The organism is Paraburkholderia sp. A1BS-2L (assembly GCF_051125205.1).
Classification (GTDB): domain Bacteria; phylum Pseudomonadota; class Gammaproteobacteria; order Burkholderiales; family Burkholderiaceae; genus Paraburkholderia.
Window position 1 is genome coordinate 1,093,938 of record NZ_CP120428.1, and the last position, 25,911, is coordinate 1,119,848.

The 25,911-nt window shown below is 65.8% G+C and carries 28 protein-coding genes; 12 read left to right on the plus strand and 16 right to left on the minus strand.

Annotation, left to right across the window (positions count from 1 at the left end; all coding sequences use genetic code 11):
• Window positions 1-7: 7 nt before the first annotated feature.
• Window positions 8-505, plus strand: coding sequence for a MarR family winged helix-turn-helix transcriptional regulator (locus tag P5W98_RS04870; protein WP_421044110.1), 498 nt, complete (start codon window positions 8-10; stop codon window positions 503-505).
• 16 nt (window positions 506-521) lie between these two features.
• Here the strand turns inward: P5W98_RS04870 and P5W98_RS04875 are convergent, their stop codons facing one another.
• The 5 genes from P5W98_RS04875 to P5W98_RS04895 are packed head-to-tail and all read right to left on the minus strand — an operon-like array spanning window position 522 to window position 5,806.
• Entirely contained in the window at window positions 522-1,274 is a 753-nt protein-coding gene (locus P5W98_RS04875; protein ID WP_434718405.1) for an SDR family NAD(P)-dependent oxidoreductase, read from the minus strand.
• A gap of 1 nt (window position 1,275) precedes the next feature.
• Entirely contained in the window at window positions 1,276-2,943 is a 1,668-nt protein-coding gene (locus P5W98_RS04880) for an AMP-binding protein (RefSeq protein WP_434718406.1), read from the minus strand.
• 8 nt (window positions 2,944-2,951) lie between these two features.
• The gene (locus P5W98_RS04885) at window positions 2,952-3,440 is read right to left on the minus strand and encodes an aromatic-ring-hydroxylating dioxygenase subunit beta (protein WP_421079208.1); all 489 of its coding nucleotides are present in this window, start codon (window positions 3,438-3,440) and stop codon (window positions 2,952-2,954) included.
• An 18-nt stretch (window positions 3,441-3,458) separates the two neighbouring features.
• Window positions 3,459-4,778 carry an aromatic ring-hydroxylating dioxygenase subunit alpha gene (locus tag P5W98_RS04890; protein WP_421079209.1) on the minus strand — a complete coding sequence of 440 codons (1,320 nt, stop codon included), beginning with the start codon at window positions 4,776-4,778 and terminating at the stop codon, window positions 3,459-3,461.
• Window positions 4,779-4,807: 29 nt separating this feature from the next.
• Window positions 4,808-5,806 carry a PDR/VanB family oxidoreductase gene (locus P5W98_RS04895; protein WP_421079210.1) on the minus strand — a complete coding sequence of 333 codons (999 nt, stop codon included), beginning with the start codon at window positions 5,804-5,806 and terminating at the stop codon, window positions 4,808-4,810.
• 291 nt (window positions 5,807-6,097) lie between these two features.
• On the opposite strand from P5W98_RS04895, the gene P5W98_RS04900 reads away from it, so the two are divergent.
• The 5 genes from P5W98_RS04900 to P5W98_RS04920 all read left to right on the plus strand — a co-directional run bounded on the left by P5W98_RS04900 (window position 6,098) and on the right by P5W98_RS04920 (window position 9,646).
• On the plus strand, window positions 6,098-7,267 hold the full coding sequence (locus tag P5W98_RS04900; RefSeq protein ID WP_434718407.1) for a thiolase family protein: 1,170 nt from the start codon (window positions 6,098-6,100) through the stop codon (window positions 7,265-7,267).
• Window positions 7,264-7,575 (plus strand): Zn-ribbon domain-containing OB-fold protein, encoded by a 312-nt coding sequence (locus tag P5W98_RS04905; protein WP_434718408.1) that lies wholly within the window; start codon window positions 7,264-7,266, stop codon window positions 7,573-7,575. Before P5W98_RS04900 ends, P5W98_RS04905 begins: the two co-directional genes overlap by 4 nt.
• Before the next feature lie 152 nt (window positions 7,576-7,727).
• Window positions 7,728-8,138, plus strand: a complete 411-nt coding sequence (locus tag P5W98_RS04910) for a group II truncated hemoglobin (protein ID WP_421079213.1) — start codon at window positions 7,728-7,730, stop codon at window positions 8,136-8,138.
• Window positions 8,139-8,285: 147 nt separating this feature from the next.
• Window positions 8,286-9,029 (plus strand): alanyl-tRNA editing protein, encoded by a 744-nt coding sequence (locus P5W98_RS04915; protein ID WP_434718409.1) that lies wholly within the window; start codon window positions 8,286-8,288, stop codon window positions 9,027-9,029.
• Window positions 9,026-9,646 (plus strand): DUF924 family protein, encoded by a 621-nt coding sequence (locus P5W98_RS04920; protein ID WP_434718410.1) that lies wholly within the window; start codon window positions 9,026-9,028, stop codon window positions 9,644-9,646. Before P5W98_RS04915 ends, P5W98_RS04920 begins: the two co-directional genes overlap by 4 nt.
• Before the next feature lie 31 nt (window positions 9,647-9,677).
• On the opposite strand, the gene P5W98_RS04925 is transcribed toward P5W98_RS04920, so the two are convergent.
• The 10 genes from P5W98_RS04925 to P5W98_RS04970 all read right to left on the minus strand — a co-directional run bounded on the left by P5W98_RS04925 (window position 9,678) and on the right by P5W98_RS04970 (window position 17,610).
• Complete coding sequence (locus tag P5W98_RS04925) at window positions 9,678-10,424, minus strand: SDR family oxidoreductase (protein WP_421023540.1); 747 nt, start codon at window positions 10,422-10,424, stop codon at window positions 9,678-9,680.
• A 106-nt stretch (window positions 10,425-10,530) separates the two neighbouring features.
• The gene (locus tag P5W98_RS04930) at window positions 10,531-11,115 is read right to left on the minus strand and encodes a TIGR00730 family Rossman fold protein (RefSeq protein ID WP_421023541.1); all 585 of its coding nucleotides are present in this window, start codon (window positions 11,113-11,115) and stop codon (window positions 10,531-10,533) included.
• The gene (locus P5W98_RS04935) at window positions 11,112-11,861 is read right to left on the minus strand and encodes a TetR/AcrR family transcriptional regulator (protein WP_434718411.1); all 750 of its coding nucleotides are present in this window, start codon (window positions 11,859-11,861) and stop codon (window positions 11,112-11,114) included. The genes P5W98_RS04930 and P5W98_RS04935 overlap by 4 nt, the downstream gene beginning before the upstream one ends.
• 198 nt (window positions 11,862-12,059) lie before the next feature.
• Window positions 12,060-12,632, minus strand: coding sequence for a diacylglycerol kinase (locus tag P5W98_RS04940; RefSeq protein ID WP_434718508.1), 573 nt, complete (start codon window positions 12,630-12,632; stop codon window positions 12,060-12,062).
• 166 nt (window positions 12,633-12,798) lie between these two features.
• Window positions 12,799-13,830: a glycosyltransferase family 4 protein gene (locus P5W98_RS04945; protein WP_421023543.1), complete on the minus strand. Its 1,032-nt coding sequence runs from the start codon at window positions 13,828-13,830 to the stop codon at window positions 12,799-12,801.
• A gap of 77 nt (window positions 13,831-13,907) precedes the next feature.
• A complete protein-coding gene (locus P5W98_RS04950; protein WP_421023544.1) occupies window positions 13,908-14,861 on the minus strand; it encodes a UDP-2,3-diacylglucosamine diphosphatase in 954 nt (317 codons plus the stop codon).
• A gap of 225 nt (window positions 14,862-15,086) precedes the next feature.
• Window positions 15,087-15,662, minus strand: coding sequence for an RDD family protein (locus P5W98_RS04955; RefSeq protein ID WP_434718412.1), 576 nt, complete (start codon window positions 15,660-15,662; stop codon window positions 15,087-15,089).
• Between the two features lie 126 nt (window positions 15,663-15,788).
• Entirely contained in the window at window positions 15,789-16,595 is an 807-nt protein-coding gene (locus P5W98_RS04960) for a DUF3106 domain-containing protein (RefSeq protein WP_421044093.1), read from the minus strand.
• Between the two features lie 17 nt (window positions 16,596-16,612).
• A complete protein-coding gene (locus tag P5W98_RS04965; protein WP_421023547.1) occupies window positions 16,613-17,050 on the minus strand; it encodes a DUF3619 family protein in 438 nt (145 codons plus the stop codon).
• Entirely contained in the window at window positions 17,047-17,610 is a 564-nt protein-coding gene (locus P5W98_RS04970; RefSeq protein ID WP_421023548.1) for an RNA polymerase sigma factor, read from the minus strand. The genes P5W98_RS04965 and P5W98_RS04970 overlap by 4 nt, the downstream gene beginning before the upstream one ends.
• A gap of 428 nt (window positions 17,611-18,038) precedes the next feature.
• On the opposite strand from P5W98_RS04970, the gene P5W98_RS04975 reads away from it, so the two are divergent.
• From P5W98_RS04975 to P5W98_RS05000, 6 genes are all read left to right on the plus strand, one after another.
• Window positions 18,039-19,814, plus strand: a complete 1,776-nt coding sequence (locus P5W98_RS04975; protein ID WP_434718509.1) for an acetolactate synthase 3 catalytic subunit — start codon at window positions 18,039-18,041, stop codon at window positions 19,812-19,814.
• A 115-nt stretch (window positions 19,815-19,929) separates the two neighbouring features.
• Window positions 19,930-20,421 (plus strand): acetolactate synthase small subunit, encoded by a 492-nt coding sequence (gene ilvN, locus P5W98_RS04980; protein WP_028226244.1) that lies wholly within the window; start codon window positions 19,930-19,932, stop codon window positions 20,419-20,421.
• 137 nt (window positions 20,422-20,558) lie between these two features.
• Window positions 20,559-21,575: a ketol-acid reductoisomerase gene (ilvC, locus tag P5W98_RS04985; RefSeq protein WP_434718413.1), complete on the plus strand. Its 1,017-nt coding sequence runs from the start codon at window positions 20,559-20,561 to the stop codon at window positions 21,573-21,575.
• Window positions 21,576-21,713: 138 nt separating this feature from the next.
• Window positions 21,714-22,367 carry a phosphatidylserine decarboxylase gene (locus P5W98_RS04990; RefSeq protein WP_035534386.1) on the plus strand — a complete coding sequence of 218 codons (654 nt, stop codon included), beginning with the start codon at window positions 21,714-21,716 and terminating at the stop codon, window positions 22,365-22,367.
• Between the two features lie 11 nt (window positions 22,368-22,378).
• Window positions 22,379-23,257, plus strand: coding sequence for a CDP-diacylglycerol--serine O-phosphatidyltransferase (gene pssA / locus P5W98_RS04995; protein WP_421023549.1), 879 nt, complete (start codon window positions 22,379-22,381; stop codon window positions 23,255-23,257).
• A gap of 326 nt (window positions 23,258-23,583) precedes the next feature.
• Entirely contained in the window at window positions 23,584-25,128 is a 1,545-nt protein-coding gene (locus P5W98_RS05000) for a 2-isopropylmalate synthase (RefSeq protein WP_421079220.1), read from the plus strand.
• 135 nt (window positions 25,129-25,263) lie between these two features.
• On the opposite strand, the gene P5W98_RS05005 is transcribed toward P5W98_RS05000, so the two are convergent.
• The gene (locus P5W98_RS05005; RefSeq protein ID WP_421025188.1) at window positions 25,264-25,734 is read right to left on the minus strand and encodes a hypothetical protein; all 471 of its coding nucleotides are present in this window, start codon (window positions 25,732-25,734) and stop codon (window positions 25,264-25,266) included.
• Window positions 25,735-25,911 lie beyond the last annotated feature (177 nt).

Here is a 25,911-nt window from a genome sequence, read left to right on the forward strand (position 1 = left end):
CCATGCCATGAATACCGAATCGACTCCCAAGCGCACACCGAAGCGTACGACCCAGCCGGCCGTGCCCGGCGCCCCCGCGCCGATGCGCTTTCTCGACACCTATCTCGCCGCGCTGCTCGCGCGCGCGAGCAGCCTCATTTCTGACGAATTCCACGCCACGCTCGCGCGCAAGAAGATTCCGGTATTGCAATGGCGCGTGCTCGCGTGTCTTTCCGACGGCTCGCTGCCGATGGGCGATCTGGGGCGCGTGATTCTCGCGAAGCAGCCCACGGTGAGCAAGCTGATCGACCGCATGGAGGCGGCGGGGCTGGTCGTGCGTCAGGAAGACCCGGCGAGCCGCCGCCGCACGCTCGTGGCGCTCACGCCGCATGGCAGCACGCTCGCTGCGGAACTGGTGGCGCTCGCGCTGGAGCACGAGGCTTCAGTGCTGCTGCCGTTCGAGCCCGAGACAGCGAAGATATTCGTCGACGTGCTGCGCAAGCTGATCGAGCAGCACGCGAAGTGAGGCGGCCCGAGGCTCGTCAAAGCGTGAGACTGCCCGTGCTCGTGCCGCCGCACACATAAAGCGTTTGCCCCGTGACGAAGCCGTTCTCCGCCGCCGCGAAGAACATTGCGGCGCGCGCGATGTCGTCGGGCTGGCCGAGCCGGCCCACGGGAATGCCGGCCGCGATTTGCGCGACCTTCGGGCTGTCGGCGGGCACGATCTCATGGAACATGTCGGTCTGGATCGGGCCGGGCGCAATCGCGTTCGCGGTGACGCCGAGCGGCCCGAGTTCGAGCGCCCAGGTGCGCACGAGGCCGAGCATGCCCGCCTTGGTCGCCGAGTAGGCCGTGCGCGTGGCGAGCCCGAGCGCGGCGCGCGACGAAATCAGCACGAGACGCCCGAAATGCTGCGTGCGCATGGCGGGCAGCATCGCCTGCGCGAGTGCGATGGGCGCGGCGAGATGCAGGTTCGTGAGTGCGAGCAGGTCTTCGTGCGTGACGTCGGGCAGAAGCGCCGGGCGAATCGCGCCGGCGTTGTGGATCAGCGTGGTGGGTGCATGGCGCGCCGCGATTTCGGACGCGGCTTCACGCGCGGCCGCCGCGTCGCAAAGATCGACCTCGACGGTGCGTAGGCGTGCGTGGCCCGGCGCGTTCGCGCGCAGGTCGAGCGAGATCACTTCATAGCCGGCTTCGAGCAGATGCTCGACGATCGCCCGGCCGATGCCGGCATTGCCGCCGGTGACGATGGCGGCACGGTTCAGGGCGCCTTCCTGGTGGTTGGTGTTCGTCATCTCAATCCTGGCGTTTCTTCATGGCGCGCGTGTCGATGCAGCCCGGCGTGCCGGGCAGCGTGCGCGCGAGGTCCTTGAGGGCGGCGCGCTGCACCTTCTGCGTGCCGGTGAGCGGCAGTGCGTCGACGAACGCGACATAGCCGGGCGCCTTGAAATACGCGAGCTGTGCGAGGCAGAGCTCCACGAGCTCGGCGGCGCGCGCAGTGCGCTCGGCTTCGCGCTGCGGCTCGCGCGCGACGACGCAGGCGAGCACTTCGTCGCCGCGCATCGCATCGGGCGTGGCCGCGACGGCCACGTCGGCCACGCACGGATGCTTGCGCAGCACGCTCTCGACTTCGACCGCCGAGATGTTCTCGCCGCTGCGGCGAATCACGTTCTTTTTGCGGTCGACGAAATACATCTGGCCGTCGGCATCCTGCCTCACGATGTCGCCGGTATGGAACCAGCCGCCTTCCCAGGCCGTCGCCGTTGCTTCGGGATCCTTGAGATATTCGCGGAAGAAGCCCCGGCGCGGAGTGTCGCCGCTCGCGCGCACGAGCAGCTCGCCTGGTTCGCCCACGAGCACAGGCTGCCCGTCGTCGCCGACGATCCTGACCTCCAGCGCCGCCTCGGGCTTGCCGAAGCACGACATGCCGATGTTGCGCGGCTCGCGGTTGGCGATCACCACGGCGCCCGCGCCGGTTTCGGTCATCGCCCAGGCTTCGAGCAGCGGGATGCCGAAGCGGGTCTCGAACGGCGCGTGCAGGGTCTTGTCGACGCCTGCGCCAAAGCCGAAGCGCACCGCGTGGTCGCGGTCGTGCACGGTTTCCGGCGCGCCGAGCAGCATGGCCGGCATCACGCCGAGATAGTGGATCACGGTCGCGCGCGCATCGCGTACGCTCGCCCACCAGCTGCGCGGATGAAAGCGGTCGAGCGCGACGATGGCGCCGCCCGCGAGAATCATCGCCATGGTCGAGTACGCCATCGCGTTCATGTGCGTCATCGGCAGCGGCGTGACGAGGCGCTCGACGCCGGGCCGCAGCGCGCACAAGCCGCCGATGCGGTTGTACCAAAGGCCCGCGAGCAGAAAGTACTCGTTGGGCAAGACGCAGGCTTTCGGGCGGCCTGTCGTGCCCGAGGTGTAGAGCAGCGCGCATTCGGTGTTGGCGTCGGGCGCATCCTGGACCGGTGCGCGGGCCCCGGCGGCCGCGTGCGGGATCGCATCGGCATCGGCATCGGCGTCGTGGAGCGCGACGCCGCGCTGCGCCGCAAGCGCAGCCGCGCGCAGATCGGCATGGCGCGCTGAAGGCGCGACTGCGAGATCGAGTTCGCTGTGGCCTGTGATGTATTCGAGTTCGGCGGCGCGCAACTCGGTCGAGAGTGGCACGACCGAGACGCCGAGCGCATTCAGCGCGAGCCAGTGCAGGAAGAACGTGGGCCGGTTTTCGAGCATCAGCCCCGCACGATGGCCGAGGCCAAAGCCCGCGGCGCGGTAGTGCGCAGCGAGCGTGTCGACCTGGGAGAGCGCCTCGCCATAGCGCAGCGTTCGTGCGTCGATGCCGTAAATCTGCGCGGTTTCCGGCAGCACGACGAGGAAGTCGTGGTCGGGATAGCGCGCGGCGCTCGCGGCAAAGGCCGCATACACCGAAGTGAAGGGTAACGGATCGGAACGGCGTGGTTCGTGGTTCACCGCGTGCCTCACATGAAAAGCTGGACCGACGGCAGCGCCGCGTCGCAATTGAGCAGATCGATGCGCTTTTCGCGGATGCGCAGCGCGCCGCCTTCCTCGACGAGGTGATGGCGCACCACGCCTGTGAAGATCAGTTGTTCGTCGCCGCGCGCTTCGGCGTAGAAGAACGGCGTGCGCAAGCGGTAGCCGTCGGCGCCGGCGGACTCGATCTCGGGGCGCTGCAGTACGTGCTGGCAGCGGCTCTCCGGCTGCTGCGAAAAGGCGCGCGGCTGTTTCAGGCGCTCGACGCGCAGCTTGAGCAGCAGGCGGTCCTCATACATCAGCGAGGCATGATTGTGGCCGTCGCGCTGATCGGGCGCGAGCGGAATCCAGTAGAGGCCGTCTTCGGCGAACAGCTCGTACCATGCGTCGAGCTGCTTTTCGTCGATGAGGCGCGCCTCGCGGTAGACGAAATCGGCGAGCGTCTCGCGCAGGGCCGTGTCAGGTGTTGCAGTCATCGCTGGGTCCCCCCGGAATTATTTCGACGCTTGCGGCGCCATGTAGCGCGCCCACGCGCGGAACTGGTTGCGCATCGAGATCTCGCTCGTGCCGTTGACGGTGAGGTCGCGCGCCTCGCTCTCGTCGGCGCGGTAGTCGCGGTGCAGGCTCACCCATGCGTTGCCGTTCGCGGCGAGGCCTTCCTGGATCGCGCGGTACGCGTGCAGGTCGTCGTGGCCCACCACCGACATTGGCGAGTTGATGAGACGCGAATACGTGAGCGTGCGTTGCAGCAGCACCTCGGGCGCGCCCTTGAGGCGGAATGTCCACGACTCGATCACCGTCTTGTCCGGCGCGATGGGGCGCACCACGCGGATCGCCTGGATTGCGCCCTTGATCGTGAGGCTCGGGTAGTAGACCGTGTTGTGACGCGAGGTGCCGAGCACCTGCCTGGCTTTTTCCTCGCCCCAGGCCGCGGCCAGCTGCTGCTCGTATTCGGGCAGCGCGGCGTAGCTCGAATGGATCGAGAAGTTCACGCCCGTGTAGCTGTGGCCGTTCTCGAACACGCGCACGCCCATGCCGTCGAAGAACGCGTAGTCGGACACGAACGGCACGAACTGCTCGATTGCCATGGGCTTCGGCTCATCGGCGCTCTTGCCGTCCCAGAGCTTTTTCGCTGTGCCCGCAGACGATTCGTGCGCCACCATCGGATGCATCGTGTCGTTGAGGTTCTCGACGAACATCTTCCAGTTGCAGTTGTGCACGTAGCGCAGGCAGCCGCCCGCGATTTCGAGCTCGCCTTCGGGCGAGCGGTCGGCCATGTTGTCGATGGACGAGAGCGAGTCGCCGAAATAGTCGCTGAACGACGGGCCTTCGTCGGACAGGCGCACGAACACGAAGCCGCGATACGTCTGTACGTTGGCTACGGCGGTCAGGCCTTGGCCCGAGGGGCACTCGCTCATGCGCGTGCCTTCGTAGCCGTTCTTCAGCGGAATCGCGAGCGGCTTGCCATCGGTCTTGTAGGTCCACGCATGGTAAGGACAGCGGAAGAATTTGCCGGTGTTGCCGGTGGGGGCGCTCACCAGCTTCGCGCCCTTGTGCGCGCAGCGGTTCTTCAGCACGCGCACGGTGCCGTCGGCCTGGCGCACCATCACGAGCGGCTCTTTTGCGATGTCGACGGTGAGGTAGTCGCCGGCGTTGGGCACCTGGCTCGTGTGGCCGAGATAGACCCAGGTGCGGTGAAAGAGCCGCTCCATTTCGAGGTCGAACACTTCCTGATCCAGATACACGTCGCGGTGGACCTGGTCCGGCTCGACGAGCGCGGCAAGCGCGGCGGCGTCTTCGCGATAGCGGGGCATGACGGACTCCTTGGCTGGGGCGTGGATGTTTATGCGTCGATGATGAGGCGGCCCGCGCGGGCGCGCGACACGCAGATGTGCATCACCTTGCCCGAGCACTTTTCCGCTTCGCTCAGGCAGTAATCGCGGTGATCGACTGCGCCTTCGATCACGCCCACCTGGCACACGCCGCATTCGCCGCGTTTGCAGTCGTAGAGCGGATCGAGCCCGGCGTCGAGCATGGCGTCGAGGATCGTCTGCGCGGGGGCTACGGTGAGGGTCATGCCGCTCTGGCGCAATTCGACTTCGAATGCGGCGTCGCCGGCGTGGGGCGTGGCGGCTGCGAACAGCTCCGAGCGAATGCGCTCGCGCGGCCAGCCGCGTTCGCTGGCAAGCCCGATGACTGCGTCGATCAGGCCTTGCGGGCCGCAAACATAGATCGGCTGGCCCGGCGTGAGCGTGGCAAACAGGCGCGCGAGGTCGAAGCGGTTAGCTTCGCTGTCTTCATCGTCGCCATAGAGATGCAGGTGCTCGCCGGCGAGCGCGCGCAGTGCGCCGACGAAGGCGAGTTGCGCGATCGAGCGCCCCGTGTAGTGCAGGGTGTAGCGGGCCGCGCGTGCGGCCAGCGTGGCGGCCATCGAGGCGATCGGCGTGATGCCGATGCCGCCCGCGATCAGCACGGCGTCGGCGGTGTCGGCGTCGAGCGCGAAGGCGTTGACGGGCGGCGCGATGCGCAGGGTGTCGCCGGCGAGCACTTGCGTGTGCATCCACAGCGAGCCGCCCGCGCCCGCGTCTTCGCGGCGTACCGCGATCAGGTAGTGATCGGGCGCGTGCTCGCATGCGCTGCAGGTTTCGGATGCGAGATTGATGAGCGAATAAGCGCGCCAGTCGCCACCGCCCACTTGCACGCGGATATGCGCACCGGCAGTGAAGCCGGGCAGTGCTCGGCCATCGGGCGCGCGCAGGCGAAACGCGGTGACGTGCGTCGTAAGCGGCTCGACGGCTTCGACGAGGACGTCGAAGGCATCGATGACGGGCGCGGTGCTCATTGCGAGGCTCCTTGTGCGGCGACGGCGGCGCCGCCTGTTTCGATCAGCGGGATTGACGCGTTGCGACGGCGATTCGAGCGCGCATCTGTGTGAACGTCCGCGAGCCCCCCCCCCGCGTAAACCCTTTAGACTCGAAAATATGAAAATTCATGTGTTTTATTGGATAATGAAAAAAACCGGCTGTCAAGGCGGGTGCGCCCGAGGTCGGGGCGGCAGGAAAAACGCGGAGGAGTCGAGGCAAGATGAACACGGACAGGACACGCGCGGCGGCAAGCCGTGCGAGGAGGGGACATGGAATCTGATTTCGGAGGCGCTGCCGTAGTCTGTGGCGTCGAGGTGCCGTATGGCCGCCAGGCGCCGGAGCACACGACCGGCGATTTGCTGGCTCAGGCGTTTGCGCTGGCGCTCGAGCAATCGGGGTTCGAGGCGCGCGAAGTGGACGGGCTTGGCGTGGCGTCGTTCACGCTCGCGCCCGATCATGCGATCGACATGGCCTGGCGGCTGGGCATCAGCCCGCGCTGGTGCATGGACGACTGCCACGGCGGCGCGAGCGCGATCAACATGTTGCAGCACGCGATCCGCGCGGTGCAGCACGGCGACGCCTCGGTGATCGTGCTGCTTTCCGGCGACCGCTTCGAAGCCGCCGATTTCCGGCAACTGGTCGAGCACTACAACCTCACGACGCGCACGTATCTGCGGCCGCTCGAGAACGGCGGGCCGAACAGTCTCTTCTCGATGCTCACGCAACGCCATGCGCGCCGTTACGGGCTGGAGGCGCGCGATTACGGCGCGTTGTGCGTGGCGCAGCGCGAGTGGGCCGCGCTCAATCCGGGCGCGGTGTACCGCGCGCCGCTCACGCTCGACGAGTATCTCGCGGCGCCGCGCGTGGCCGATCCGCTCGGGCGCTTCGATTGCGTGCCCGTGGTGTGCGGGGCGAACGCCGTCGTGGTGGCGCGCGCGGATCTCGTGAAAGCGCAGGCCGAACACGCGCATGCGCCGCTTCATGTACGCGCCTTGCAATGCCGCTACAACCTCGATCATCAGATCGGCGATGGCCTGGAGACGGGCCTTGCCGCGCTCGCCGGCGCGCTCTGGGCACAGGCTGCGGCCACGCCCGCCGACATCGACGTGATTTCGGTCTATGACGACTACCCGGTGATGACGCTGATCCAGCTCGCCGATCTCGGCTACGCGCCCGGCGGCGACCTGCGCGCGCTGATCGCGCGCATTGCGTTGCGCAAGCTGGCGGTGAATACCTCGGGCGGGCAGCTTTCGGCGGGGCAGGCGGGTGCGGCGGGCGGCATGCACGGGCTTGTCGAAGCGATCCGGCAGCTTCAGGGCCTGGCCGGCGCGCGTCAGGTGCATGAGGCGCGGCTCGCGCTCGTGAGCGGCTACGGCATGGTGCAGTATCGCTACGGCATGTGTGCGAATGCCGTCGTGCTCGAAAGGAGGCCGGCATGAGCGAGACGGTTCTGATGATTCCGCGCTGCAACGCGTGCGGCGAGGCGGTGTTTCCGGCGCGCTATCGCTGCCCGTGCTGTGGCGCGGCGGATTGGGCGAGCGAGGCCGCGGGTGGCGGCGTGGTGGAGGAAAGCACGGTGGTGCGCCATCGTGTGGGAGCCCAGGGCGGGAGCGACGTGTATCTCGCCAGCGTGCGCGCCGAGGCCGGCCCTGTGGTGATCGCGCGCAGCGACACGGCGCTGCGCGAGGGCGAAACGGTGGTGCTCGTCATCGACGAGGCCATGCGGGTGTGGGCGCGAGGGCGCTAACGGCTTATCACAAGCATGGCGCAGGAAGGGGGCGGCGCGTTGCCTGCGCCGCCATGCGAAAATGGCGGCTTCCCCGGCAGGACGTCAGGCGTTTTGCCGATACCGTTTTGGCAACCGAATTTCGCAACCGAATTTCGCAACGATTGAACCGTATGACCGATCCAGCCGACGAAGCGCCCCCGCAACCCACGGCCTTCGAACTCCTCGGCGGCGAGGCGCGCGTGCGCGAGCTCGTCGACCGTTTTTATGACCTGATGGACCTCGAGCCCGAGTTTGCCGGCATCCGCGCGATGCACCCGCAGACGCTGGACGGCTCGCGCGACAAGCTGTTCTGGTTCCTGTGCGGCTGGCTCGGCGGCCCGGACCACTACATCGAGCGCTTCGGCCATCCGCGCCTGCGCGCGCGACACCTGCCGTTCGCCATCGCCTCGTCCGAGCGCGACCAGTGGCTGCGCTGCATGGCCTGGGCGATGGAGGATGTCGGCCTGGCCGAGGCGCTGCGCGAGCGCCTGCTGCATTCGTTTTTCGATACCGCAGACTGGATGCGCAATCGTCCGGGCTGAGGCGGGCTTCGTGTAGCGATCGACTCGATCGGCCCGGTAAGCGCGCCGGTACAGTCCGGCGGTGGCGCGCGCACAGCCTGTCTTTTGGTCCGCTGCGTGCGTCCCCATAATGCAGGATTCGGCCTTGACGGCAGGAGACAGATCCCCATGACGACACCTCCCACCCGCGCGCTCTTTCGCGAAGACGCCTATCTCACGCAGTGCGACGCCACGGTGATCGCCGTCGACGACGATGGCGTGCGGCTCGACCAGACCGTGTTCTATCCGCTCGGCGGCGGGCAGGCCGGCGACACGGGCGCGCTCGTGCTTGCGGACGGCACGCGCATCACGATCGCCGACACACGCAAGGCCAAATTCGAAGGCGCGACCCCCGACGACGCGCTGCACGTCCCGGCGCCGGGCCAGGAGGCGCTGCTCGCGCGCCTTGCCGCCGGCGAACGCGTGCGCGCGCAAATCGATTGGGCGCGCCGTCATCGGCATATGCGGCTGCATACGGCGAGCCATCTGATGTGTGCGGTGCTGCCCTATGCGGTGGACGGCTGCAGCATCACGACCGACTATGCGCGCCTGGATTTTGCGACCGTCGAGCCGATCGAGCGCGAGAGTGTCGAGGCGCGTCTCGCCGAACTGGTGGCCGGTGCGCATCCCGTCGCCACCGAGTGGATCACCGACGAGCAAATGCAGCAGCGTCCCGAACTCGTGCGCACGATGAGCGTGAAGCCACCGATGGGGCTCGGGCGCGTGCGCCTGCTGCGCATCGAGAACGTCGACCTCCAGCCTTGCGGCGGCACGCACGTGCGCAATACCGAAGAGATCGGCCGCTTGCGCGTGGCGAAGCTCGAAAAGAAGAGCGCGCGCACACGCCGGCTCGTGCTGGAGCTGGCTGAATGAGGGCCGCGCCCGACCTCGCTCGCACGCACGACGGGCTCGATCCGCGCGCGCGTGAGGTGCTCGACTTCTGGTTCGGCCTGCCGGGTTCGGCGGAATTCGGTCGCGAGCGCAAGATGTGGTTTCACAAGGACGCGGCGTTCGACGCGCGGTTGCGCGAACGCTTCGGTGAGCTGCTCGACGCCGCGTGCGCGGGCGGGCTAGATGCGTGGTGCGCGACGCCCGAGGGCGCGTTGGCGCTGGTGATTCTGCTCGACCAGTTCTCGCGCAACTGCCATCGCGGCACGCCGCGTGCGTTTTCCTCCGACGACAAGGCGCTTGGCATTGCGCGCGCGATGGTGGAGAGTGGCGCCGATCGGCATCTGCCGAGCCTGCAACATCGGGTGTTCGCGTATCTGCCGTTCGAGCATGCCGAATCCGCCGAAGCGCAGCGCGAGTCGTTGCGGCTTTTCGGCGAGCTCACGCACGATCCGCAATGCAAGGGCTATTACGATTACGCGCTGCGCCACGCGGCCGTGATCGAACGCTTCGGGCGGTTCCCGCACCGCAATGCGCAGCTAGGGCGCGCGACTACGAGCGCCGAAGCAGCGTTTCTGCGCGAGCCGGGCTCGTCGTTCTAAACTCGTTGTTCTCACGCGCTGGGCGGATCGCTCAGCGCCCGCCGCTCACGTCGAGCAGGGCGCCCGTCACGTACGACGCCGCGTCGCTCAGGAGCCACACGATCGTTTGCGCCACTTCTTCGGCGCTGCCCGGACGCCCGAGCGGCGTTTGCGCGCCGAGCACGGCCGCGCGCTCGGGCCGGCCGCCGCTCGCATGGATTTCCGTGTCGATGAGGCCGGGGCGCACCGCATTCACGCGCACGCCCTGCGGACCGAGCTCCTTGGCGAGGCCGATCGTCATCGTGTCGATGGCGCCTTTGGATGCCGCATAGTCGACGTACTCGTTGGGCGAACCGAGGCGCGCCGCCGCCGAGGACACATTCACGATCGCGCCGCCGTCGCCGCCGCGATCCTTCGACATGCGCCGCGCCGCTTCGCGCGCGCACAGGAAGGCGCCGTAGACGTTCACGTCGAACATGCGCTTCAGGCGCGCGGCGTCCATGTCGGCGAGCTGCGAGCCGGGCGCGACAATGCCCGCATTGTTCACGAGCGCATCGAGGCGCCCATACGCCGATTCGAGCGTGTCGAACATCGCGACCACGTCCGCCTCGCTGGCGACGTCGCCGCGCAGCACGCGCGCGTGGCCGCCGGCGCGGCCGACCTCGGCCGCGGTTTCCTCAGCGGCCGGTTCGTTGTGCAGATAATTCACGCCCACGGTCCAGCCGTGTGCACCGAGCAGCCGCGCGCATGCGCGGCCAATGCCGCGGCTCGCGCCTGTGATCAGAACGACCTTGCCCATCTGGATGTCACCTCCTGTCGATGGCGTCCATGCGTAGCATGGGGATGCGCGTGCGGCGCGGATCAGCGCGGGCTCAGCCGCCCAAAGCGCCTAAACGCCCCAATGCTCAAACGTTCTCGCGCTGATCGGCCCACTTGTCCTTGGCGGGTGCGTGGTAGTGCCTGAGCTTGCCGATCAGCGCGGCGGGGTCGCTGTCGATCTGCAGCAGCTCGAAATAGGTCTGGCGCATGAAGCCTTCGCGCACGGTGTGATCGAGCAGCGCGATGAGCGGGTCGTAGAAGCGATCGATATTGAGCACGCCCACCGGCTTGTGGTGATAGCCGAGCTGCGCCCACGTGTAGACCTCGAACAGCTCTTCGAGCGTGCCCGCGCCGCCGGGCATGGCGACGAACGCATCGGAGAGATCGGCCATCATCTTCTTGCGCTGATGCATGTCGGGCACGACATGCAGCTCCGTCAAGCCGTTGTGGCCGACTTCCTTGTCGACCAGCAGCTCGGGAATCACGCCGATCGCGCGGCCGCCATGGGCCATCACGGTGTCGGCGATCACGCCCATCAGGCCCACCTTGCCGCCGCCGTAGACGAGCGCGAGATTGGCATCGACGAGCGCGCGCCCGAACGCCTGCGCCGCTTCGTCATAGACCGGTCGGGCTCCCATCGAGGAGCCGCAATATACGCAAACTGCTTTCATGCGCGGAAATCCTTGTTGTCCTTGGTGCCTGCCACGCCTGTCGCTCCCGTCGCGCTTTCGCGTGGCGGCAGGTAATCGTAGAACTGCCGCTTGGGCAGCTTGCCCGAGACGAGATCGTCGAAGAGCTGGCGCGCGCGGCCACGCAGATAAGGCGCCATCAGCGAGATGATCTGCACGCTCACCTGGTGCAGCTCGTCCTGGATCGCTTCCTGGTCGTTGTATTTGCGCGGGTTCATCACGAACTGGTAGGAGAGCCAGTAGGTGGCTATCACGCCGATATTGGTCGAGATCACGTCGATCTCGGCGGCCGTGGCGACCATCTCGCCGTCTTCCACGAGTTGCTCGCAGAACTGCTTCGCGAAGTGCACCTTGTGGCTGATGATCTGCTTGAAATGCATCTCCAGCGTGCGATTGCGTGCGAGCAGGTCGTTCAGGTCGCGGTAGAGGAAGCGGTAGCGCCACGTGAAATCGACCATGTACTGCAGGTACGCCCACATTTCGTCGATGGTGGCGCGATGGTCGTCCGGAAAGCGCAGACGCTTTTCGATCTCCTGCTCGAACTGGCTGAAGATGCTGTTGATGATGTCGTCTTTGTTGCGGAAGTGGTAGTACAGGTTGCCTGGACTGATCTCCATTTCCTCGGCGATGGTCGTCGTGGTGACGTTGGGCTCGCCGATCTCGTTGAACAGTTTCAACGACAGCTCAAGAATCCGTTCGCGTGTACGGCGGGGAGGTTTTGAATCCATGTCGTCCGGCCTTGGGTGTGCGGCGCTGGGCCGGCAACGCTGTCGCAAGTGCGAAGCGTCGCGTGCCCGGTCGTGGGTGGTCGTTTTTTAAGACTGTCGTTCGATTATAAACCGACGATCCCGGCGTCTATCCACCCCTGTCCGGCAGGCGGGGCATGAACGCCGGGAAAGGGGCGTGCAGTGCGGGGCGGGCGGGGCTCAGCGCGCGCCGAGCCAGTGCAGCAGCGCGGGGCCGAAGCGTGGCACGAGGATCAAGCCCCACGCCATCACGCAGGTGAGGAGCGCGACCGTGACCGCCGCGCTGCCGAGATCCTTGGCGCGGCCCGAAAGTTCGTTGCGTTCGAGGCCGATGCGGTCGACGGCGTTTTCGATGCTCGAATTGAGCAGCTCGACGATCAGCACCAGCATCACCGAGCCGAGCAGCAGCACGCGCTCGACCGGCTCGACCGGCACCAGCACGCCGATGGGCACGAGGATCGCCGCGAGCGTGAGCTCCTGGCGAAACGCGCTTTCCTCGCGGATGGCGACGCGAAAACCCTTGATCGAATATTTGAGCGCGTGCCAGGCGCGCATCACGCCGCGGTTGCCCTTGTAGGGGTTGAACGGCAGTGGGGCCAACGGATCGTCCGGGCCGAGCGGCTCGTGCAGATGCGCGGGCTCCAGCGGCTCGGTTGGTCCGGGCGGTTCGCGATGCGGCGCGGGGCGTTCGCCAGCGCGCGAAGACGCGAGCGCTGGGGGCGCCTTGGAGGGGGATGAAGGACGTGGGGCCATAACAGACGAAGTCGATGCCGCAGTATCGCACGCGTCCTCGTCCGCTGCGCGGGGCGCGGCTGTGAGCGTCTGGCCGCCATCGTCGGCGTCGACGGTGGCGCCAGGTGCGGGGCGGATGCGGGTCATTGGCTTCGCTGCGGGCTGCAGGCGGTATTCGAGGCGGCGCTCAGGCCGCCGCGCCCGATTCCTGCATGCGGGCGCTCGAGCGCGGTTTCAGGTGCGAGGCGAACTGCTCCGATGCGGCCGTCCACGAAAAGCGCTCGGCCCACGCGCGCGCCGCGGCGCGATCGATCTTGAGGGCTTCGAGGCAGGCGTCGCGCAGATCCGCGTTCATGGCACCTGCGCCGCCCGTGCCCAGCACGTCGATCGGACCCGTGACCGGATAGGCGGCCACCGGCGTGCCGCAGGCGAGCGCTTCGAGCAGCACGAGGCCGAAGGTATCGGTGCGGCTCGGGAATACGAACACGTCGGCGGCGGCATAGACCTTTGCGAGCTCGGTCTGGCTCAGCACGCCCAGGTAGTTGGCCAGGGGATAGCGCGACTTGAGCTCGGCGAGCGCCGGGCCTTCGCCGCAGACCCACTTCGAGCCCGGCAGATCGAGCTTGAGGAAGGCTTCGACATTCTTTTCCACGGCCACGCGCCCCACGTAGAGGAAGATCGGGCGCGCCGTGTTGAGCACCTTCGACTCCATCGGCCGGAAGATGTCGAGATCGACGCCGCGCGTCCACAGCACGACGTTCGTGAAGCCGAACTTCTCGAGGTCGGTCTTGACGACGGGCGTGGGCGCCATCACCGCGAGCGAGGGCTTGTGGAACCAGCGCAGGAAGCGGTAGGTCGCTTCGAGCGGAATGCCGAAGCGCGCCTGCACGTACTCGGGAAAGCGCGTGTGATAGGCGGTCGTGAACGGCAGGTCGTGGTCGATGGCGTAGCGGCGCGCGGCCAGCCCGAGCGGGCCTTCGGTGGCGACGTGGATGGCGTCGGGGCCGAACGCGTCGATGCGCTTGCGCAGATGGCGTCCCGGCATCAGCGAGAGCCGGATTTCCGGGTACGTCGGGCACGGCACTGTGCGGAACTCGAGCGGCGTGAGCAATTCGACGTGATGCCCGAGCGCGATGAGTTCGCGCGTGGTGTTCTTCAGCGTCCGTACCACGCCGTTGACTTGCGGCTCCCATGCATCGGTCACGATCATCACTTTCATTGGTCGTCGGCTCTCGGGTTACGTGGGTTGGAATGGGGGGTTGTGGCGGGTGCGGCTTAAGCGTGTTCCAGCGTGGTTCAGGCCGCGCTCACGCGCTGCTTGCGCGCCGCGCGCTGGGCTTCGGGCGACTGCATTACGGTCCAGTAGACGATGCGCAGCTCGCCCTCGAAGGTCTCGACGAGCGCCGAAAGGCTTTCCACCCAGTCGCCGTCGTTGCAATAGAGCACGTCGTCGATCTCGCGGATCTCGGCTTTGTGGATGTGGCCGCAGACCACGCCGTCGCAGCCGCGGCGACGCGCTTCGTCGGTCATCACGCGCTCGAACGACGAGATGAAGTTCACCGCGTTCTTGACCTGGTGCTTGAGGTACTGCGAGAGCGACCAGTACTGGAAGCCCATGCGCGCGCGGATGCGGTTGAACCAGCGGTTCAGCACCAGAATCATCGTGTAGGCCGAGTCGCCGAGATAGGCGAGCCATTTGGCGTGCTGGATCACCCCATCGAAGAGATCGCCGTGCACGACCCACAGGCGCTTGCCGGAGAGCGTCGTGTGGAACGCCTCCTCGCGCACGTGGATGTCGCCGAACGCGAGGTTGCAGAACTGGCGCGCGCCTTCGTCGTGATTGCCGGGGATGTAGACCACCTGGGTGCCCTTGCGCGCCTTGCGCAGGATTTTCTGCACGACGTCGTTGTGCGCCTGCGGCCAGTACCAGCCCTTGCGCAGTTGCCAGCCGTCGATGATGTCGCCCACCAGATACAGATACTCCGACTCGTTGTGGCGCAGGAAGTCGAGCAGATAGTTCGCCTGGCAGCCGTTGGTGCCCAGATGAATGTCGGAGAGCCAGATCGTGCGATAGCGGTGCGGGGCGGGGTGATCGTCGTCGTGGGCGGCGGGAGACGGCGCGCCGTTCAGGGGCAAAGGCAGGGGCAGTGCGGGCGCTGCTGCGCCGGGACCGGGGTGGAAGGCGGCGGGGTCGGCGCCCGGCCCGGTGGTCTGCCGGAATAATGAGGTCGCGGACGTCTTCTGGGCCATGGCACACGCGGCAGGTTGCAATACGCGCATTGCGCCATGAAGCCGTGACGTCGACGTGACAGTCACAAGAAGGTCTTGTTACGCAGTCCTTGTGAGAATCCGGAGGCGCGCGCGAAGCCGCGCGGGGGCTGGCGGCGGCATGGTGGCCTGCGCGAACGGCAGCGCAGGCGCGACGTGCCATGACGGTTCGATGACGGGGCGGCGCGGCGGCGCTGGCGTCTGGGCTTACGTCGGCAGGGCGACGATGCGTGTCCCGGCGATCCTGTCGTGCAGGAACTGGCGTCCGGGCGCGAAGCGCGCGCTCGCGGCCCACAACGCGAACCAGACGGCTTCGAGCACGAGCGTATGCGGTACCGAAAGGTTCAGGAGCGGATGTAGCGCGAGCGGCGGCAAAAACCACAGCGACGCAGCGAAGTAGCGAAGGGTGGCGCGGGCGAGCGAGGGCGGGGCGCCATCGGGGCCGACTACGCGCAGGCGCCAGGTCTTCATCGGCAGCGTTTGCCCGCCGCGATGCCACAAGCCGACGAAATAGACCGCCGCCACGAAGGCGATCCACGCGGCCATCAGCCGATGATGGGTGTAGCCGTTGCGCTGTTGCAAAACGAGGCTGAACGCGAGTCCGGCGGCGAAGATCACGCCAAATAGCAGCACAGCTTCGTAGACGAGCGCGGCGAGCCTTCGCCGCACGGTAACGGGTGGCAAGGGTGAGGGCGGCTGTGCGTCAGGCGTTGCTGCGTATGCGGATGGCGAGCGTTGCGCAACGCTTGCGGCGGGCACGGTGGCGGAGACGGGTTCGGTCACGGCGGCGTCGCGATGCAGATAAGGGACGGGACACCGTGAGGATAAACGCTAAGCGCTGCGGTGAGTAACGCGGGAAAACGCGCTGGCGCCCGCGAAGGGCGACGCACGGAGCGTACAAGCGCGCGCTCAGGATCCCTTGAATGCCGCAGGCGCCTCGGCAGGCGATACCGGTATGGGAATGGCCGGCACGAAGCTGCCCGCCGCGGGGATGCTGGCTGCGAGCGCGGCAGCGGGCGGCGTCGGGAGTTGCCCGGAGGTACCCGGCTGACCAGGCTGCGCCGGCGAGGACGCGCCTCGCGCCCCGGAGGCGCCGGACGCCGTGCGCGCCCGCACACCGTGCTCGCGCTCGTTCACGAGCCGTCCGATGTCGCGAATCTCGCTCTTGTTGCCGCTCGGCGGCGCGCTGACCACGGTGCGGCGCTTGCGCTCGCTGGCGGCGAGGTGCTCTTTCTGCTCTTCGGGAAGCTGCTGATAGGCCTTCCACGCACGCTGGCGCGCCTGAGCGGTCAGTTCCTTGGACACCTGATAGTTCTCGCGCGCCACGCGGCGCTGCTCAGGCGTCATGCGCACCCATTCGGTCATGCGTTCCTGGAGGCGCTTTTGCGCTTCTGGCGACATCTTCGGGTAACGTGCGGCGATTCTCAGCCACTTGCGCTTGCGCGCGTCGCTGAACGTGTCCCATTCGCCGGCAAAGGGGGCGAGCGCCGCGCGCTGGGCGTCCGTGAGGCGCGCCCAGGACAGCGGGCCGGCGTTTTCGGGCAGCACAGGCGCGGCAGCCGGGGCCCCGACGCTGGAAGCCTGGGATTGCACCGGCGCCGCGGCAACGGGCCCGGCGGCCGGCGCGGGATGAAAGCGCGGATACGTCGCCACATACGATACGAGCGCCGCGACTACGGTTCCAATGACAACGGCCAAGCCGCGCTTGTAACTCACCCCGTGAATCCCCCGCTTCAGTGCGCGCGCGACAGGTACGCGTTGAACCCGTGGTCGAGGTAGGCCGTGAGCGGTAGATCGTCGCTCAGCATGGCCGCGTCGATATCGGCGAGTTCCGCGGTACGTTGTTGGTCTTCGAAGTACGCAATGGCGAACAGCCCCGCAACCAGTGCCGCGAGCGGCCAGGCGAGTGCGAAGCGCACGAGCGCGGAACGCCGGCGGGGCGGTTTGAGGCCGCCTTGCGCGGCGCCGGGAAGCGTGCCGGCGCCCGCGGCCGCCAAGGACGGCACGCGCACGAACACCGGTTGCTCGGCTTTCTTGCGGCTCAGCGCGACCTTGCGGGCAGCAGCGAGACGGGCGGTAGTGGCAGCGGGCAGGCCTGCGGCGCTTTCGTCGAGCGCGCGGCGCATTGCCTGCACGAATTCTGTTTCTTTATTGTCAAGGGCGGAGCTCATAGCGTGATTCCTTTGGCCTTGAGCGCTTGAGCCAGCGTGTGGGTGGCCCGCGAACAGTGCGTTTTCACGCTCCCTTCGGAACAGCCCATGGCGGCGGCGGTTTCGGCGACATCCATATCTTCCCAGTAACGCATCAGAAACGCTTCTCGTTGACGTGCCGGTAATTTCTGGACCTCTTCGTCGATCAGGTTGAGCACCTGCGCGCGCTCGATCTGCTGCTCGCTGCTTTCCGCGCCTGCCGAACCCGACTCGGCCTCGAAGGTTTCGAGGATGTCGAATTCATCATCCTCGGCATTGCCGAGCGAGGAGAAGAGACTTACCCAGGTATTGCGCACCTTCTGCCGACGGAAATGGTCGTGCATGGTGTTCTGCAAGATGCGCTGGAACAGCAGGGGCAGTTCGGCGGCGGGGCGGTCTCCGTACTTTTCCGCGAGCTTGATCATCGCGTCCTGCACGATATCGAGCGAGGCGTCGTCGTCGCGCACGGCGTAGACCGTCTGCTTGAACGCGCGTCTTTCGACGCCCGCCAGGAAGTCGGCGAGTTCCTTGTCTGATGCCATCCGTTGCAGGGCGCCGCCACCAGCGTACGCGTAATCGTTCGAAAAATGTCGTAAAACTCGCGGATGCTAGCAAATTTTCAGGCCGTTCGGGTAGCCCATGGCCGGTGTCCGCTGCGTCAATTCACCGTGGCGGATGCCGTGCGGGCACGACTCGCACACGGCGCGGCGGAGCCCGCTGTGCATCGGCCCGCGAGCGGGTTGGGCCTGCGCGCAACATTTATGCCCGATACGCGCGAAAGTTCCAGGAATTGCTTGACCAAACAATGACTAAACGATATCGTCGATGGTTCGCAACATAAGTGACTTGTCTCAATTCAGGTGTGGCCCATGAGGCTCATCTGTCAACTGGACGCGCCGCTTGAACCCGAGCCACAAGCCCGGCAGAGAGCACCCGATCAAATTTTTGCCGAAATTTCGAAAGGTGAATGATGAATATGCCCAGCGCGGAATTCTCCACGTCGGTCCCCCCCCCGCAAGAATCTGACTCCCAAGCTCATACGTCCATCGGCGGAACCGTGCTGATGAAGGCGCTCGCCGACGAGCAGGTCGAATTCATTTGGGGCTACCCCGGCGGCTCGGTACTTTACATTTACGACGAGCTGTACAAGCAGGACAAAATCCAGCACGTTCTCGTGCGCCACGAACAGGCAGCCGTGCATGCGGCCGACGCCTACGCGCGTTCGACCGGCAAGGTCGGCGTGTGTCTCGTGACCTCGGGGCCTGGCGTCACCAATGCGGTGACGGGCATCGCGACGGCCTATATGGACTCGATCCCGATGGTGATCATCAGCGGCCAGGTGCCTACCGCCGCGATTGGTCAGGACGCCTTCCAGGAGTGCGACACGGTCGGCATCACGCGTCCCTGCGTGAAGCACAACTTCCTCGTGAAGGACGTGCGCGATCTCGCCGCTACCGTCAAGAAAGCTTTCTACATTGCGCGCACCGGCCGTCCCGGCCCCGTGCTGATCGACATCCCGAAGGACGTGTCGAAGACGCCGTGCACGTATGAACCGATTAAAAACGTCGCGCTGCGTTCGTACAACCCGGTCACCAAGGGCCATTCGGGGCAGATCCGCAAGGCGGTCTCGCTGCTCCTCTCGGCCAAGCGTCCGTATATCTACACCGGCGGCGGCATCATCCTCGCGGATGCGTCGCGCGAACTGAACCAGTTCGCCGACCTGCTCGGCTACCCGGTCACGAACACGCTGATGGGTCTGGGCGGCTACCGCGCGAGCGACCGCAAGTTCCTCGGCATGCTCGGCATGCACGGCACCTACGAAGCCAACATGGCGATGCAGCACTGCGACGTGCTGATCGCGATCGGCGCTCGCTTCGACGACCGCGTGATCGGCGACCCGCATCACTTTGCTTCGCGTCCGCGCAAGATCATTCATATCGACATCGACCCGTCGTCGATCTCGAAGCGCGTGAAGGTCGATATCCCTATCGTCGGCGACGTGAAGGAAGTGCTCAAGGAGCTCATCGAGCAGCTTCAGCACGCCGAGCACGGCCCCGATACGGCGGCCCTCGCCGACTGGTGGAAGGACATCGAAGGCTGGCGCGAGAAGAACTGCCTGAAATTCGACCGCTCGAGCGACATCATCAAGCCGCAGTACGTGGTGGAAAAGGCGTGGGAGCTCACGGGCGGCAACGCGTTCGTGTGTTCGGACGTGGGCCAGCACCAGATGTGGGCGGCGCAGTTCTATCGCTTCAACGAGCCGCGCCGCTGGATCAACTCGGGTGGCCTCGGCACCATGGGCTTCGGCCTGCCGGCGGCGATGGGCGTGAAGATGGCGCATCCCGACTCCGACGTGCTGTGCATCACGGGCGAAGGCTCGATCCAGATGTGCATTCAGGAGCTGTCGACCTGCAAGCAGTACGACACGCCCGTGAAGATCATTTCGCTGAACAACCGCTACCTCGGCATGGTTCGCCAGTGGCAGCAGATCGAATACAGCAAGCGCTATTCGCATTCGTACATGGATGCGCTGCCTGACTTCGTGAAGCTCGCCGAAGCGTATGGCCACGTCGGCATGCGGATCGAAAAGACGGCTGATGTGGAGCCGGCGCTCAAGGAAGCGCTGCGCCTGAAGGACCGCACGGTGTTCCTCGATTTCCAGACCGACCCTTCCGAAAACGTCTGGCCGATGGTACAGGCCGGCAAGGGCATCACCGAGATGCTGCTCGGCTCGGAAGACCTCTAACGGTATTTGCACGGCGCCGCACCAACCTCGCGCGGCGCGCGTCCACACAACGGGCGTGCGGGTTCGCGGGGAAGGGCGGCAGCCTCGTCAAACTGGATAATTCGCGGATCACATCATGAGACACATCATTTCCGTTTTGCTGGAAAACGAGCCGGGCGCGCTCTCGCGCGTGGTCGGCCTCTTCTCCGCACGCGGCTACAACATTGAAACCTTGACGGTGGCGCCGACCGAAGACCGTTCGCTGTCGCGCATGACCATCGTTTCCATTGGCTCGGACGACGTGATCGAACAGATCACGAAGCATCTGAACCGCCTGATCGAGGTGGTGAAAGTGGTCGACCTGACCGAGGGCGCCCACATCGAGCGCGAGCTGATGCTGATCAAGGTCAGGGCGGTCGGCAAGGAACGCGAGGAGATGAAGCGGATGGCGGACATTTTCCGCGGCCGTATCATCGACGTCACCGAAAAGACTTATACGATCGAACTGACGGGTGCGAGCGACAAGCTCGACGCGTTCATCGAAGCGATCGACGCCGCTGCGATTCTCGAAACCGTTCGTACGGGCGGCTCGGGCATCGGGCGCGGAGAGCGCATTCTGAAGGTGTGACACCCGATCTTTTTTGCGGGTTTGTCGGATCATGCACCGCAACTCGACCGGGTGCCGAGCGCAAGAGCGACGCATCCGGTGCAGCGCAAGCTGATAGCAATACCGAAATTCATCAAGTATCTCGCCAAGGAACCAACATGAAAGTTTTCTACGACAAGGACGCCGATCTCTCCCTCATCAAGGGCAAGCAGGTCACGATCATCGGTTACGGCTCGCAAGGCCACGCCCACGCGCTGAACCTGAAGGAAAGCGGCGTGAACGTCACGGTCGGTCTGCGCAAGAACGGCGCATCGTGGAGCAAGGCTGAGAACGCCGGCCTGCAGGTCAAGGAAGTGGCCGAAGCGGTGAAGGGCGCCGACGTCGTCATGATGCTGCTGCCCGACGAGCAGATCGCCGACGTCTACGCGAAGGAAGTTCACGCGAACATCAAGAACGGCGCAGCGCTCGCGTTCGCCCACGGCTTCAACGTGCACTACGGCCAGGTGATCCCGCGCGCGGATCTGGACGTCATCATGATCGCGCCGAAGGCGCCGGGCCACACGGTTCGCGGCACCTACTCGCAAGGCGGCGGCGTGCCCCACCTGATCGCTGTCCACCAGGACAAGTCGGGCGCGGCGCGTGACATCGCCCTGTCGTACGCGGCAGCGAACGGCGGCGGCCGTGCCGGCATCATCGAAACGAACTTCCGCGAAGAAACCGAAACCGACCTGTTCGGCGAGCAGGCCGTGCTGTGCGGCGGTACGGTCGAGCTGATCAAGGCTGGCTTCGAAACGCTGGTGGAAGCGGGCTACGCGCCGGAAATGGCGTACTTCGAGTGCCTGCACGAACTGAAGCTGATCGTCGACCTGATCTACGAAGGCGGCATCGCGAACATGAACTACTCGATCTCGAACAACGCCGAGTACGGCGAGTACGTGACCGGCCCGCGCGTCGTCACGGAAGAGACGAAGAAGGTCATGAAGGACGTCCTGAAGGACATCCAGACCGGCGAGTACGCGAAGAGCTTCATTCTCGAGAACAAGGCCGGCGCGCCGACGCTGCAGTCGCGCCGCCGCCTCGGCGCCGAGCACCAGATCGAAGTGGTCGGTGCCAAGCTGCGCGCGATGATGCCGTGGATCGCCGCGAACAAGCTCGTCGACCAGTCGAAGAACTGATCTGACGGAGCCGTTCTGGTCGTGCGTGCGGATTTGCCGCATTGCACGACGCCCGGTATCAAAGAAAGCCGCCCAGGTGGGATGAACCCTGGGCGGCTTTTGTTATGCTACGGTTTTTAAAATAACAGCGAAGCCACCATGAATTACCCCCATCCGATCATCGCGCGCGAAGGCTGGCCGTTCATCGCCATTGCGGCCGTCGTTGCGCTCCTGATCCATGCGGTCGCAGGCTTCGGTCTCGCATGGCCGTTCTGGCTGATCCTGATCTTCGTCGTCCAGTTCTTCCGCGATCCGCCGCGCCCGATTCCCACCCAGGCCAATGCCGTGCTGTGCCCGGCCGACGGCCGCATCGTTGCGGTCGAAACCGCACATGACCCGTACGCCAACCGTGAAGCGCTCAAGATCAGCGTGTTCATGAATGTGTTCAACGTGCACTCGCAGCGCTCGCCCGTGGACGGCGCCGTCGCGAAGGTCGAGTACTTCCCGGGTGCGTACCTGAACGCCGCCATCGACAAGGCCTCGACCGAAAATGAGCGCAACGCAGTCGTCCTGACGATGGCCGACGGCACGACCGTCACCTCGGTGCAGATCGCCGGCCTCATCGCGCGCCGCATTCTCTGCTACGTGCGCGCCGGCGAACCGCTCTCGCGCGGCCAGCGCTACGGCTTCATCCGGTTCGGCTCGCGCGTGGACGTGTATTTGCCGGTTGGCAGCCGCCCGCGCGTGTCGATCGGCGAAAAGGTGTCCGCTTCGTCGACGATCCTCGCCGAACTGCCGACGCAATCGGCATAAGGAGGGCAGCGATGGCCGGATTTAAACCGCGTCGACCCCGCAATCCCGCTGGCGCGCCGCTGCCGCGCCCGTTTCGCCGCAACAAGGCGGTGGTTCAGGATCCCGTGGGCCTTGCCGCGAGCCGTCGTGCCGCGCGCCAGGACTTCCTGAAAAAGCGCGGCATCTACTTGCTGCCCAATGCGTTCACCACCGCGGCGCTGTTTTGCGGCTTCTTCGCGGTCGTGCAGGCCATGAACGTGCGCTTCGAGGTGGCGGCCATCGCCATTTTCGTGGCGATGGTGCTCGACGGCATGGATGGGCGTGTCGCGCGCATGACGCACTCGCAGAGCGCGTTCGGCGAGCAGTTCGACAGCCTTTCGGACATGGTTTCGTTCGGCGTCGCGCCCGCGCTCGTGATGTACGAGTGGGTGCTCAAGGATCTCGGGCGCTGGGGCTGGCTCGCGGCATTTGTCTACTGCTCGGGCGCCGCACTGCGTCTTGCGCGCTTCAACACCAATATCGCCGTGGTGGACAAGCGCTTCTTCCAGGGCATGCCGAGCCCGGCTGCGGCGGCGCTGATCGCGGGCTTCGTCTGGCTCGCCACCGACAACCGCGTGCCGGTGAAGCTTTCGTGGCTGCCCTGGACCGCTTTCGCGCTGACGATCTATGCGGGCGTGACGATGGTTTCGAACGCCCCGTTCTATAGCGGCAAAGCGCTTGATGTAAGGCATCGCGTCCCATTCGCGGCCACGCTGCTCGTGGTGGTGGCGTTCGTGCTCGTGTCGTCCGATCCGCCATTGATGCTGTTCGGCCTCTTCGTGCTCTACGGACTTTCGGGCTATGTGTTCTGGGCCTGGCAGGGCGTGCGCGGGCGCACGAACCCGGCGCGTTCTTTGCCGCGCGAGCGGTAGGGCGCCTGACTCCAGGCAAGCCTTGGGCAAACGTATGAAGGGCCGCGCACGAGCGCGGCCCTTTTAATTCGGCTTCCCGGAACCGTGGGCCCTTGCCAATTGCGCTATCGGTGGAATCCGGCTATAGTCGCCGACATGGACACCATCCTGTTCCCCTTCCTCTCCCTTCAAGCCGGCGCGCGACTAAGCACGCTAGCGCTAGCGCGCCTGCCGCGCTGATCTCGCTCGCCCTCCGTAAGCCTCGTTCATTGTCAGCGTCGCCCACGGTGGCGCGAACACCCGAAATCCGTTTTTAGACACTGAACAAGTCCCCCTGGAGACCCGAAATGGCAGCAGACAAGCTCATCATTTTCGATACGACGTTGCGTGATGGCGAGCAATCGCCCGGTGCGTCGATGACGAAAGAAGAGAAGATCCGCATCGCGAAGCAACTCGAGCGCATGAAGGTCGACGTCATCGAAGCGGGCTTTGCGGCCAGCTCGAACGGCGACTTCGACGCGATCCACACGATCGCCGGCATGATCAAGGACAGTACCATCTGCTCGCTCGCCCGTGCGAACGACAAGGATATCCAGCGCGCCGCCGACGCGCTCAAGCCCGCCGATCACTTCCGGATCCACACGTTCATCGCCACCTCCGCGCTGCACATGGAGAAGAAGCTGCGCATGTCTCCCGAGCAGGTGCTCGAACAGGCGAAGCTGGCCGTGCGCTTCGCGCGAAAGTTCACGAACGACGTGGAATTCTCGCCCGAAGATGGCAGCCGCTCGGACATGGACTTCCTGTGCCGCGTGATCGAATCGGTGATCGCCGAAGGCGCGACCACGATCAATATCGCCGATACAGTGGGCTACGGCATTCCGGAGCTTTACGGCAACCTCGTCAAGACGCTGCGCGAGCGCATTCCGAATTCGGACAAGGCGGTGTTCTCGGTGCATTGCCACAACGACCTCGGCATGGCCGTCGCCAACTCGCTCGCCGGCGTGCAGATTGGCGGCGCGCGTCAGGTGGAGTGCACCATCAACGGTCTGGGCGAGCGCGCGGGCAACACCTCGCTCGAAGAAATCGTCATGGCGGTAAAGACCCGCAAGGACTACTTCGGCCTCGAGCTCGGCCTCGACACCACGCAGATCGTGCCGGCCTCGAAGCTCGTTTCGCAGATCACCGGCTTCGTGGTGCAGCCGAACAAGGCCGTGGTGGGCGCGAACGCGTTCGCGCATGCGTCGGGCATCCATCAGGACGGCGTGCTCAAGGCGCGCGACACGTACGAAATCATGCGCGCGGAAGATGTGGGCTGGACCGCGAACAAGATCGTGCTCGGCAAGCTGTCGGGCCGCAACGCGTTCAAGCAGCGCCTGCAGGAACTCGGCATTGCGCTCGAGAGCGAAGCTGAGCTCAACAGCGCGTTCGCGCGCTTCAAGGAACTGGCCGACCGCAAGGCCGAAATCTTCGACGAAGACATCATCGCGATCGTGACCGAGGAGTCGGCGGAAGCGCAGGAGAAGGAGCACTTCAAGTTCATTTCCCTCGCGCAGCACTCGGAGACGGGCGAGCGCCCGCACGCTCGCGTGGTGTTCTCGGCGGACGGCAAGGAAGTGACCGGCGAAGCCGCGGGCAATGGCCCGGTGGACGCCACGCTCAACGCCATCGAAACCGAAGTGGGCAGCGGCTCGGAACTGCTGCTGTACTCGGTCAACGCAATCACGACGGGCACCCAGGCGCAGGGCGAAGTGACCGTGCGCCTCTCGAAGGCAGGCCGCATCGTCAACGGCGTGGGAACCGATCCGGATATCGTTGCCGCCTCGGCGAAGGCTTATATTTCGGCGCTGAACAAGCTTTATTCGGGCGACAAGCTCAATCCGCAGCGTTCATAGGTGGTGCCAGCGCGGCGGGGGCGATTTGCCCTGCCTGCGCCGCGCCGCCCAAATAACAAGCCCCCGTGCTCGTGTGAGCGCGGGGGCTTTGTCTTGTGCAGGGTTGCTGGCGATGCGCGGCGACCGCTTGCGGACTTAGAACACGCTGCGCCGGTCGGGATCGTGAAGCGGATCGGGGGTCTTTTGTGTGAGCCGCAGAATGCCCTGGTCGTCGAAATAGAAGCTGTAGAGCATGTACCAGACGCCGTCTTCGAGGTAGCGGTAGGTCCAGGCATCGCGCTTCATCAGCGGGAAGTAGGCGGTTTCTACCGGACGGCCGAAGTTCACGAGCACATCGGTGCGCGTCCATTTGCCGATCTCGGCTTTGTAGAACTCGCTGGGTTGCAGCACCTGGCGCACGCTCTGCACCTTGCCGCTGGCGTCGATGTCGGCGGCGACGGTGGTTTCGCCCATCGGCTGGGTGGGCCACATCAGGCGCTTGCCGCCGTTGGGGAGATCGTAGACTTCGCGCGGCGGGCCGAAGCGGGCAACCACGGCCTGTGCGTCGTCGCCCGCGTGAAATTGCTGCCACGGCTGCACGCAGGCGGCGAGTGCGAGCGCGCCCATGCTGGCGGCGAGCGCGCGGGACGTGGCGCGCGGCAGCCGCGCGGCGATGGCGGATGAAAAGCGCTTGAGCATGAAGTCCCCCATGGACACGTGCGCGATGGACGCCGTGCGGATTCGAAGCTGGGTTCGAATTGTCTGGAACCCTCTCTGGAACCGTTATTTTGACACGTCGGGATC